Origin of the sequence: Halalkalibacter sp. APA_J-10(15) (genome assembly GCF_023017105.1) — a bacterium.
In the GTDB taxonomy this organism is placed as follows: Bacteria; Bacillota; Bacilli; order Bacillales; family Bacillaceae_D; genus Halalkalibacter.
On record NZ_JALKEV010000008.1, the window covers coordinates 101964 to 113356 of the forward strand.

An 11393-nucleotide genomic window follows, 5' to 3' on the forward strand; every position below is an offset into this window, starting at 1 on the left:
GGTGAATGGTGGTAAGTATGAAATGGGGTGTACAAGTGGAGAAAGAAGTCATTCAATCAACAGTGTTTCTTAATGAAACGGACGTTTATTATCAATTTGGTGAAGCGAAAGGTGATTCAAAAGGAACGCTCATTTTAATTCATGGGTTTGTTTCATCGTGTTATTGCTTTCGAAAAATCATACCGATCTTACAAAAACATTATGACGTCTACGCGATTGATCTACCTGGCTTTGGCCGAAGTGGTAAACGAAAAGACTTTGAATATTCATTTCATAACTATGCTAATGTCATTATTTCCTTCTGTCACTTATTTCGATTAACGAATGTGATGCTAGTTGGTCATTCTATGGGGGGACAGGTCGCTTTATATACTGCTCTACAAGAGCCCAATTTGGTCTCGAAAATGATTCTTATGTCTAGCTCGGGTTATTTAAAAAGGGTGCGAAAGCCACTCGTGTATGCCTCATATTTACCGTTTGCTAAATCTGTTATGAGACGCTGGATTGAAGGAAAGGATTATAAACAATCATTGCTGCAAGTTGTGTATAACAAAAAGCTGATTGACCAAGAAACGATCACAGAGTACACGAGGCCATTCTCTGAAACCCAATTTTTTGATGCATTACTTGGTTTAATGCGGCATCGTGAAGGAGACCTTTCAAGAGAAGATTTAAATCATATAGATCATCCAATTTTACTCATATGGGGAGAGGAAGATCAAGTTATTCCGATTCGTATTGGAAGAAGATTAAGCGTTGACTTACCTAATGCTGTATTTACTTCAATAAAGAAAACGGGTCATTTAGTACCAGAAGAGAAACCAGATCAAGTGACAAAACTTATTTTTACATTTATTGAAAATGAGAAAACTGTGCAAAAAAGCGATTTATCATAACGTATGCTATAATTATAGTATCGTTTATGTTTGCCGTATTTCAAGGAGGTAGTTGTATGGATCCATTAGATATTATCATGAATAAAGATAATATTACTCCTTACTTTCAAGCAGTTGTAAGTGCGGATAAGCAATTAGTGATTGGATATGAAGTAATCCCTCAATTTCAGAATGGGAAGGATTTCATACCTTTAGATTGGTTTTTTCGTGATTCTAACATCCCTGATGAATACCGATTGGAGTTACACGATTATATTCATAGACTTGTGCTAAAAGAATTACAAGCTGAGCAGCAATCGGCCATCATGTATTTTCAATATGATATTGAACTACTAATTAAAGATAATGGTGAAACTTTTTTGAAAAGAATGGAGCAATTGGAACAGCAAGGGTTAAATTATAATCAGGTTGCCTTGCAATTTCATAGTGATGAATTAGTTGATAAGGCTAATGAATATAAGCACTTCTTTTTTTATTTGCAAAGTTTAGGATTTCGAATTGTTATTACGGAGATTGGGCAATCGACTAGCCGACTTGATCATATTGTCATGCTGAAGCCGAATGTTTTAAAAGCAAAAGTTTCATTTATTGATGAAGAGGAATTACCTCATATGTTTGGAGAAGTTCATCAAACATTGTCGATGCTCTCAAGGAAAATAGGAGCTACGTTATTATTTGAAGGAATATCGAATTTCAACCAATTGAATTATGCATGGCGTAATGGGGGACGTTATTATCAAGGAGAGTTTATTCAACGCCCTCGTACTTCCCTCGTAGCTTTAGATTGTAGTACAGTACGCTTAAGAAAGAGTTTTACCCATTTCATGACATTCGAGCGAAAAAAAATAGAAGCACAAGTTTCGTTAACAAATGAATTGAACCATATTTTGCGTGAATCTCTGAAACTAATGACAACAAAAGATACATTTGATGAAATGTTAATGAAAGCAGCGAAAGAGTGTGACCGATACGCATTCCGTCTTTACATATGTGATGCTGAAGGGTTCCAACAGTCATCGAACGCAGAAAAAGATAAGGAGAATGCATGGGGACTAATAGAAGAAGGGCGCTACAAAAACTGGAGCTGGCGGCCATACTTTTTGGAAAATATTGTTCGTATGAGTATTGAGAAAAAAGGTATATTATCAGATTTGTATACGGATATAGAACGAGATGAACGGATAAGGACGTATTCCTTTCCAATTTCAGGCGATTTGTATTTATTTTTAGATATCCCTTATGACTATTTATTTGAACAGGAAGGGTTGTTGTAGTCAGTCCTTGTAACCTAAGGTCGGCTCTTTCTTTTTTGTGAGTAAGACAGAATCTAAAAAAGTCCATTCAAATGAAAAAGGCTTGAGTTGCTGTGGGTAAGAGGATGGACACAAAAAAAGTTACTTTTTTTGTGTCTTGGTAAGAGGGGAGAGTTTTTTTTGCATGAGAAATCAGCGCATCGTTTAATGGCCTATTTATTCTTTATTCATTCCACGATGACGATTATTGTTGGTTATATTCCGGTTTATTTTCAAGCGGAGGGTTTATCTAGTTCTCAGGTTGGATTATTAATGGCCATTGGTCCTTTAGCGACTATTATAGCCCAACCGTTTTGGGGATATATGAGTGATAAATATAAAAGCATTAAACGGATGCTTCTTGTTGCTATTATAGGTGTAATTATATCGTCTATAATGTTTCTGTTTATTGATTCTTTTTTAGGTTTTATGGTTTTAATGTTTGTTCTTTTTCTTTTTATTTCACCGACAACAGCATTAGGTGACTCTTTGGCACAGCAAACGGCCCATGTACAACGAATTAGCTTTGGTCGAATTCGCATGTGGGGTTCGTTAGGGTTTGGAATTACTTCTTTACTTACGGGCTATTTATTAAGCATCGTTGGTGTTGAAAATATTATGTACCCAATGTTGACAATGGCTATTATATCGTTTTTCTTTGTTTTAAACATTCAAGATGCTCCGCAAACGAACAAACCCGTTACAGTCATTGATGCTTTTAAGTTAAGCATGAACCCTGCCCTTCTGCTGTTTTTAGGCTGTGTTCTCTTCATTTCGGTTACTCACCGTGCAAATGATACGTATTTAGGTTTGTACATTGTTGAACTTGGTGGGCCAGAGGCGATGATTGGCTGGGCGTGGTTTATTGGAGTCTCAACAGAAGCGATCGTTTTTGCTACAAGTGCCTATTGGTTTAGAAAGTGGTCACCATTAACCTTTGTCATCATTGCAGGTTTTATTTATGCGTGTCGCTGGTTTATGTTAAGCTTACTGAGTGAGCCGTGGATATTACTACCACTTCAAGCATTACATGGTGTTACCTTTGGTTTACTGTATTTAACTGCATTCCAATTTGTAAACTTCTTGATTCCGAAGCATTTACAAGCGACTGGACACGTTTTATTCATTACAATTGTCTTTGGGCTTTCTGGTATTATTGGCTCGCTATTAGGTGGACACCTCATTGATATAACGTCAATGAATCAGCTTTACGTCTTCATGTCCATTAGTGCATTATTTGGAACTTGCTCATTAATTGTATTTAAACGGTTTTATGATGCTAGCGTAGAAATCAATAAAGAAATAGTTTCATAACGATATAAGGGGGTTTTGTTGTTGGATATACAAGTAACACCATCTGCAGTTGACTTTTTCAAACAAACGTCGTTAGAAGGTAAAAAAATTCGAGTACGTGCTTACGATACATTTGAGTGCAGTACGATGGTTGCCTATGATATTGTGTTAGATAAAAAAAGTGAAGATGATCTTGAAGTTTCTTTAAAGGGTCTTCCTTTTATTTATAATACGAAGGCGATAGATGAAATTGGGAACTATATTAAGGTTGATTATGTCCCTTCTCAAGGCTTGAAAATGGTCAATACAAATCAAACATTAGCATATGGTTTATCGTTAAAATCAGTGTGAAGTACTTCTTTTTATAACACCACCTACGAAAAGTTTTTTACTAACGTAGGTGGTTTGTTTGATGACACCAAAAAAGTTGAAAATCAAACTTTTTCCGTGCACTTTCGTTTATTTCGTTACTTCTTTAGAAAGAGACCGCTGACTTGCTTGATAATCGGACTCACTTGGTTGACGGTCTTGACCACTTGATCAACGGTTTGAACGGTACGGTTCATATCAAACTTACCTTCCTCATTCATAAATATCGATTTTACGAACGACGGTTTTTTGGGTGAAGAGCTTGGCTGGTGCTGTATATGTTGATGATAGGGCTGTTGAAAAGGTTGTCGTCTATGTTGAAATGGTACCCGTCCGTTTGTCATATGCTGTGGGAAGGGATGATTAACAGGGTGATAAGGTCTAGGTTGCTGCTCGTAATAAGGTGATTTCATATGAAACATACAAGTATTCCTCCTATTCAATCGTAATTTGTTTTCGATTGTGTGGGATTTTGATAGTAAGTAGACCGTTCTGATAGGATGCTTTTACATCCTTTTCGTGAAATGTGAATGGAACATAAAGAATGCGTTCACGTACACTCTTAGTTGCATACTGTTCGGTACGACCGGCTTGCTCATCATTGATCACGGTTTGTTCTTGTTCAATTACTTGAATCCGAATCGATTGGTTGTATATGTCTAAGTTAATTTGATTTTTCTTTACACCGGGTAATTCAACATCCGCACGCCATTGTTGATTTTCTTCAGATATATAAACGGGAAATGTTGGTTGAAATATAGAGTGATCTGGCAAAGTAGAGGAGGTTTGTTGGAAAAAGTCATCAATTGATTGTAAAAAGTCTTGGTATCCTTGTGGAAGCTTCTTGATCCAAGGATGATTTTCAGACATGGTGTTCACCTCATTGTTGAGTAGTAGCTACTTTTATATGTATGTGTCATTTTACGAAAGGTGATTGTTTCATAAAAGGAAAGGTGGGGGTAAGTTATGAAATACGTAGTGGCTGATAGTCATTGTGATGCTTTATTAAAGCTATGGGAACAACCATTGCGAAACTTTCAACACTCAAAAGAGATCGATGCGAACTATGAAAGATTAATACAAGGGAATGTGAAGGTACAATTTTTTGCGATATTTGTTGAACCGTGGATCAAACAAGATCAGAAATTTCAAGTGGTTTTAGAGCAGGTTGATCATTTTTACAATCAAGTATTAACTCAACCAAGAATGAAGCATATAAAAAGTTGGCAGGAAATAAATGATATCCAACCAAATGAGATCGGAGCGGTATTGACATTAGAAGGTGTTGATGCCATTGGAGATGATCTAAACAAGTTATCGATATTGCGACACCTCGGTGTTTTATCTGTCGGTTTAACTTGGAATCAGGCCAACTTAGCAGCTGATGGAATTGGCGAAGATCGTGGGGCTGGAATAACGAGCTTTGGCAAAGAAATTGTACACTTTGTTAATGAAAATCAAATGTTAACAGACGTTTCTCATTTGAGTGTAGCAGGGTTTTGGGATGTTATTGAGTTGGCTCATAAGCCGATTGCAAGTCATTCAAATGCAAAACGATTGTGCAATCATAGACGGAATTTAGCTGATGATCAGATTAAAGCATTAATAAAAAAGGATGGATATATTGGGATTGTATTTCACCCTTTATTTTTAGCACATAATGGGCATGCATCAATTTCACATATTATCGAACAGATTGATTATTTTTGCTCGCTCGGTGCAGCGAATCATATAGGATTTGGATCTGATTTTGATGGGATTCCTTCTTATGTTAGTGGTTTAGAACATAGTGGTCACTTTTACCAACTAGGTGAAGAGCTTGAAAAAAAGTTTTCCTCTTCTTTTTTGGAGAAATTATTTTATAAGAATATTAAACATTTTCTTATAACGTAGGATAGACATTGAGTGTAAATAAGGTTCAATGATGATTTAATCATTGAACCTTATTTTTACATACTTTTTGAAACGTCTACATGTTAGTTATCGTCAATATTGGTTTGATCGCGTTTATCGGCAAGGAAATGTTATAGTTTTTTTCAATTTTTGATCTCAGAAGAATAATTACAGTTGAACAAGTATGAAACCATATGATGACGTATGTTACACTTGCGATAGAATTTTAAGAAGGGATGAAGTTACATGAAGAAATTTTATACAGTCATTTTTTCAACAGTACTAGCTTTAACATTAGTTGCTTGTGGTGGTGATGAACCTGAACAAGTTGAGGGAGATGTAAATGGAGATAATGGAGAAATTGAGCAGGATATAGATTTAGGGTTTAATGAAGAGGATATTCCTGAGGTAATTGCTACGGTAAATGGTCAGGAACTAGATCGTGATCTATATATTGCTTTATTGCAACAAGAAGCAAACAACCTATTAATGCAGGGCGTTGATATGGGTACTGAAGAAGCACAGAATTATATGAACGATGCAAAGCGAGAATATTTAGAGAAATTAGTAGATGAAGAACTCATTATTCAAGTAGCTGAAGAACGAGGAATAACAGCAACTGAGGAAGAAGTGGATGCAGAAATTGCGATGTACTTAGATAGTATGCAAATTGAAGAGACAGAGCTGAATGAGATGTTAGATGCGCAAGGCTTATCAATGGATGATGTGCGTGAAGATTTTATTGATCTTGTCCTTAGAGCTAAATTTATTGACGAAGAGATTTCAACTCCAAACATTACTGAGGATGAAATTGAAGCTACTTATGAAGAGCTAGTAGCTAATACTGGTGAAGAGGCTCCTACACTAGATGAGTATCGTGAGGATATTGAACAATACCTGAAAAGCCAGAAGGAACAAGAAGAACTTAATTTAATCATTAAAGATTTAAAAGAAGAAAGTGAAATTGACCGTTTTGTTTAAGATAAAAGTGTCTTGGAAGCTTAGCTTTTAGGGCATTTTTTCATGTCCATATGCAACCTGTATTAATTCGATTAAATTTTTGAAAATTATTGTTGCTGATTCTATCTATTCTCCTATAAACTATAAGTAGGAAATTAGTTTCGGTAAATGGAGGAATGGATATGGAAAAGAGCAATATTTTGCTTGAGACAGGAACGAACGAACTAGAAATTATCCTTTTTAAAGTCGGAAAAGGAACATTTGGTATAAATGTCCTAAAGGTAAGAGAGATTATTAACCCTTTACCGATTACAGAGACTCCTAATGAGCATGAACATGTTGAAGGTGTAATAAGGTTACGAGAAGAGGTTGTTCCTGTAATCGATTTAGCAAAAGTATTAAATGCTCCACCTTCAGAAAGTCTTAATGAAGATAAATTCGTCATTGCTGAGTTAAATCAATTAAAAGTAGCTTTTCATGTACATAGTGTTTCAAGAATTCATCGTATTTCTTGGGAACAAATTGAGAAGCCAAGTGAATTATCTCAAGGGATTACGCAAACAATCGGAATCGTTAAGATGGAAAATGAAATGCCTTTATTACTCGATTTTGAAAAAATTGTCGTTGATATTAATCCAGAATCAGGCTTGAGTGTCGAACAAGTAAAGTCAATGGGACCGAGAATGCGTTCTCAGAAAAAAATATTAGTTGCAGAAGATTCTCCTACTCTTAGAAAATTGTTGCATGACACATTGTTTGAAGCGGGTTATGATAGTATACAATTTTTTGAAAATGGAAAGATGGCTTGGGAATATTTAGAGTTGTTAGCAAAAGAAAATGAAAGTGATATTGACCGACGAATTAACGCTGTTATTACAGATATTGAGATGCCGCAAATGGATGGTCATCATTTAGCAAAAAGAATTAAAGAAACTCAGTCTCTTAAACACTTGCCGATTATTATTTTTTCATCATTAATTACAAATGATCTGTATCATAAAGGTGAAAGTGTAGGTGCATCTGCACAAATTAGTAAACCAGAGATTGTGAAGCTAGTTGAAACGCTCGACGAGCTGCTTAATTAGCGTAAATAATAGGTGACTGTAGAAAGGAGTAACTTTCTTCTACAGTCACCTTTCATCGTTATAGCACTCATACGGGCGGAACGTATTAGTGAGTTTTTTGGTGTAATGTTTTTAAAATATCTTTTTTTTGTTGTTCATTTATAAGGCCTAGTTTGGTGAATAGATGTGCACAATAGACTGTTTTTTGTTTTGTGCTCATATTAAAACTCCTTTTTCTTTATAATATGTCCAAAGGAAATAAAGTTTCCTTCAGGAAACTTTATAGGCGCTTGATTAGACAAACAAGAACGATCATTGTTATGATGTATGGAAAGTGAAGTAGGGAGTGAGATCATTGAATATTGAAATAACAAAACCTGCTATCCAGTGGTTCAAGGATGAATTCGATTTAAATAATGAAGAGCATTCGTTTATTCGTATTTTTGCGAGATATGGAGGGTGTGGGTCATTACAAAGTGGTTTTTCGTTAGGGATAAGTAAGGAAAGTCCAGAGAAGGTTGGAGAAAAAACAGAGGTTGAAGGTATAACATTTTATATTGAAGAGGAAGATTTATGGTATTTTGATGGTCATCATCTTAAGGTGAAATATAGTCGAAAAAACGAAGAAATTGAATTTGTGTATGAACAAAAATAAAGAGGCAGTAAGGCTCTCTATGAGGACATTACCGACCTTCCTTTATTTAACAGTCACTAGCACCCTAGTCATTCGCCGTGATGTTGGTTAGGCATTTGCCTATAAATAAGAATAATTTAACGAGAAAGCAGGAATATTTATGGAGAAAGCTACTTTTGCAGGTGGTTGTTTTTGGTGCATGGTTAAGCCCTTTGATGAGCTACCAGGCATTATTAGTGTTGAGTCTGGTTATATGGGTGGAGTTGTGCAGAATCCAACCTATGAACAGGTGAAAACAGGAACAACTGGGCATTATGAAGTTGTTCAAATTACGTATGATCCGACATTGTTTTCTTATGAACAGCTATTGGATCTTTATTGGCCACAAATTGATCCTACTGATCCTACTGGACAATTTCATGATCGAGGCTCGCAATATCGAACGGCGATCTTTTATCATACAAATGAGCAAAAGAATTTAGCGCAACAAACGAAAGAAGAGATTGAGAAGAGTAAACGGTTCAACAAACCAATTGTTACACAGATATTACCAGCTAAAATATTTTATTTAGCAGAAGGTAATCATCAAGATTTTTATAAAAAAAAGCCAGAAGAATATAAGGCTGATCGCGAACAATCAGGTAGGGATATATTTATAAAAGAAAATTGGGGAAATTGAATCGAACAGAAGAGTCACTGGAGAAGATAATGGTCTTCTTCCGTGATTTTTTTGTCGTAAAAACGTAGTAGAAGTATATAAAGGTTCTAATAATATGTGAAAGTATGAAAAAATATGAGAAAAAAACTCACTATTATGGATGGTTTCTGATATACTAATACTAAAGAGAGAGGAGTGGATGTGATGAAACGAAACTTACACAGAATGCGCATCTTTGTCATGATATCTTCTCTAACATTGATCGTATGTGCTCTTTCAGTTGTTTTGATTGTTCACTATTGGACCCATACAGAGGCAGGACGAGTACCTCCGAAAACAGCCGTTGTTTTACAGGCGATTAATGAAAATTTAGTAACAACTGATATGAAAGCGCCTCAGTTTTTAACGTCCTCGGGTTCGGCTCGATTTACACGCGAATACGTCGAAATTCCTGTAGCTGATGGCAGTACAATTACGAGTAAAATGTATCGACCGATAGAAGGCGATTCTCACCCGATAATTCTTTACTATCACGGTGGAGCATTTATGGAAGGCTATGGCGATATTGAAACTCATGATAACATTGTTCGAGCTTTGGCAACAAGAACAAATAGCATTGTGATTGCTGTAGGATATCGAGTTGCACCAACATACCCGTTTCCAACAGCCATTGAAGACAGTTATGACGCTTTAAATTGGGCTTATATGAATGCGTTTTCTATTGGCGGTGATCCAAATCATATTTCAGTAGCAGGTGATAGTGCAGGGGGAAATATAGCCACGGTTGTATCATTGATGTCCCGTGATCGTAATGGACCAGACATACAGTCTCAGGCATTGTTTTATCCGTTAACCACGTTTCAAGATGTTGATTTCGATTCGCGTTATAAATATGATAGCGGTTACTATTTGTTATCAAGAAGTGTGATGTTAAGAGCGCGGGACACATACACACCTCAAGAATCGCTATGGAGCCATGCATATACATCTCCACTCAATGCTGATTTGGAAGGGTTGCCTCCAGCGATCGTTATTACCGCAGAATTTGATCCTTTGCGTGATGAAGGAGAAGAATATGCAAGAAGACTCGCTGAAAGTGGAGTTCCTGTCGTCAATTATCGTTATAACGGTGTGATGCATGGCTTTGTTTCATTTTATGAAGTCATGTATAGAGGTAATCATGCTTTAGCAGAAGCGGCTTTATTTCTAAGAACGACAGATACTTCTACTGAAAGTATGTATCAATTTCAAGTATTTGATGGTGCGACGAATACAAGCATTCAATTACGAGAAGAAGCTGAAGCGTATGCGATTGGGACTTTCTTAATCGGCAAGAAAGCTCTATCTTTGTTCTATAGTATTGTACAATAAATAATATTCAAACGATGCTGGGTGATAATGAAAGTGTTTAGTTGAGAATCCGAACAAGGTGCGAACGTGGCGGATGAAAAGGAGGCCACTGAAAAAGCGCTCGCTTACTTCGGACTTGAAAGGGAGCTTTGTCCGCGCTCCCGGGATGGGGGGCACGCTTTCCGCAGACGGGCGTTGAACGAACCGGTGGATTTCAACCTGCCATTCCCTGAGGCTATTGAAAAAGTAGAAATCAACTTTTTCAGTACCTTTGATTTGACAAGCAATGGCTTCACTCGTTGCTCGATTGATACGAGAAACCCACTCAATCAATCTTCTCAAAACAGGCAACGGTTTCGCACATTGCTTAAAGGGCACCAAAAAAGGTAAAAACCAACCTTTTTCAGTACCCTTCCCTCCTGCAGGAGTTGGCTCTCCCCTCCCGTCCGCTTTGTTGAGAGGTAAGATAGACATTCCCTACTCTTCAACGATAAAAAGAAAATAAGAGAAATAGTCTAAAAAGGCCTTTGAGAAATGAGACTCAAAGGCCTTTTAAAAGTGCAAAATCTGTCCATTTCAAGAAGGGTGTTATAAAAAAGGAGCAAAAACAAAATCGTATTAAGTGACGATTAAATCAGAGGAACATTCTGATCAAGAAGCTTTTCAACAAACAGAAGAGTTTAAAGAAATGACAAAGTCACGTTATAAAATAGAAGCAAAAAATAGCGAATTAAAAGACACGGGTTAAAAATTGCATCATCCTCGGGTCTGTTTGGTATGCAAATTCAACCTGCTACCACGATATTTGCGGTGAATCTCAAGAGAATAATAAAGCTTTTGAATGAAAAAGAGTAACAAGTAGCAAAAGAAAAGGTGAGACTCCAATGTGTGTAGTACGAGGAGACTCACCAGCTTCCCGCGGAAAGCGAAGTATATTTCAGGAGCGGTTTATTTGCACCGCTGTGTATCTGTTCGGATGCTCAT

At 36.5% G+C, this 11393-nt stretch carries 13 protein-coding genes and 1 pseudogene; 12 read left to right on the forward strand and 2 right to left on the reverse strand.

Translation table 11 applies throughout. The features are described from left to right. Positions 1–5: 5 nt before the first annotated feature. From MW695_RS11075 to MW695_RS11090, 4 genes are all read left to right on the forward strand, one after another. Complete coding sequence (locus MW695_RS11075) at positions 6–896, forward strand: alpha/beta hydrolase (RefSeq protein WP_247105379.1); 891 nt, start codon at positions 6–8, stop codon at positions 894–896. Between the two features lie 56 nt (positions 897–952). Further along, complete coding sequence (locus MW695_RS11080) at positions 953–2170, forward strand: EAL domain-containing protein (RefSeq protein ID WP_247105380.1); 1218 nt, start codon at positions 953–955, stop codon at positions 2168–2170. 159 nt (positions 2171–2329) lie between these two features. Further along, positions 2330–3502 carry an MFS transporter gene (locus tag MW695_RS11085; RefSeq protein WP_247105381.1) on the forward strand — a complete coding sequence of 391 codons (1173 nt, stop codon included), beginning with the start codon at positions 2330–2332 and terminating at the stop codon, positions 3500–3502. A gap of 21 nt (positions 3503–3523) precedes the next feature. Then, entirely contained in the window at positions 3524–3832 is a 309-nt protein-coding gene (locus MW695_RS11090; protein WP_247105382.1) for an iron-sulfur cluster biosynthesis family protein, read from the forward strand. A gap of 116 nt (positions 3833–3948) precedes the next feature. Here MW695_RS11090 and MW695_RS11095 read toward each other — a convergent pair whose 3' ends face one another. Further along, on the reverse strand, positions 3949–4272 hold the full coding sequence (locus tag MW695_RS11095) for a YppG family protein (RefSeq protein ID WP_247105383.1): 324 nt from the start codon (positions 4270–4272) through the stop codon (positions 3949–3951). A 13-nt stretch (positions 4273–4285) separates the two neighbouring features. Beyond that, entirely contained in the window at positions 4286–4720 is a 435-nt protein-coding gene (locus tag MW695_RS11100; protein WP_247105384.1) for an Hsp20/alpha crystallin family protein, read from the reverse strand. Between the two features lie 96 nt (positions 4721–4816). Here MW695_RS11100 and MW695_RS11105 point away from each other — a divergent pair, with 96 nt between their 5' ends. The 8 genes and pseudogenes from MW695_RS11105 to MW695_RS11140 all read left to right on the forward strand — a co-directional run. Further along, the gene (locus tag MW695_RS11105) at positions 4817–5743 is read left to right on the forward strand and encodes a dipeptidase (protein ID WP_247105385.1); all 927 of its coding nucleotides are present in this window, start codon (positions 4817–4819) and stop codon (positions 5741–5743) included. Positions 5744–5989: 246 nt separating this feature from the next. Further along, positions 5990–6724 carry a SurA N-terminal domain-containing protein gene (locus MW695_RS11110; RefSeq protein WP_247105386.1) on the forward strand — a complete coding sequence of 245 codons (735 nt, stop codon included), beginning with the start codon at positions 5990–5992 and terminating at the stop codon, positions 6722–6724. A 155-nt stretch (positions 6725–6879) separates the two neighbouring features. Next, positions 6880–7788, forward strand: coding sequence for a chemotaxis protein (locus tag MW695_RS11115; RefSeq protein WP_247105387.1), 909 nt, complete (start codon positions 6880–6882; stop codon positions 7786–7788). Between the two features lie 334 nt (positions 7789–8122). Continuing rightward, positions 8123–8422 carry a HesB/YadR/YfhF family protein gene (locus tag MW695_RS11120; RefSeq protein WP_247105388.1) on the forward strand — a complete coding sequence of 100 codons (300 nt, stop codon included), beginning with the start codon at positions 8123–8125 and terminating at the stop codon, positions 8420–8422. A 139-nt stretch (positions 8423–8561) separates the two neighbouring features. Continuing rightward, positions 8562–9080 carry a peptide-methionine (S)-S-oxide reductase MsrA gene (gene msrA / locus MW695_RS11125; RefSeq protein WP_247105389.1) on the forward strand — a complete coding sequence of 173 codons (519 nt, stop codon included), beginning with the start codon at positions 8562–8564 and terminating at the stop codon, positions 9078–9080. Between the two features lie 183 nt (positions 9081–9263). Then, positions 9264–10430, forward strand: a complete 1167-nt coding sequence (locus MW695_RS11130; protein WP_247105390.1) for an alpha/beta hydrolase — start codon at positions 9264–9266, stop codon at positions 10428–10430. Between the two features lie 66 nt (positions 10431–10496). Then, a complete protein-coding gene (locus MW695_RS11135) occupies positions 10497–10799 on the forward strand; it encodes a hypothetical protein (RefSeq protein ID WP_247105391.1) in 303 nt (100 codons plus the stop codon). A gap of 166 nt (positions 10800–10965) precedes the next feature. Beyond that, positions 10966–11264 (forward strand): annotated as a pseudogene (locus MW695_RS11140) (transposase); the annotation flags it as partial. Positions 11265–11393: the final 129 nt, after the last annotated feature.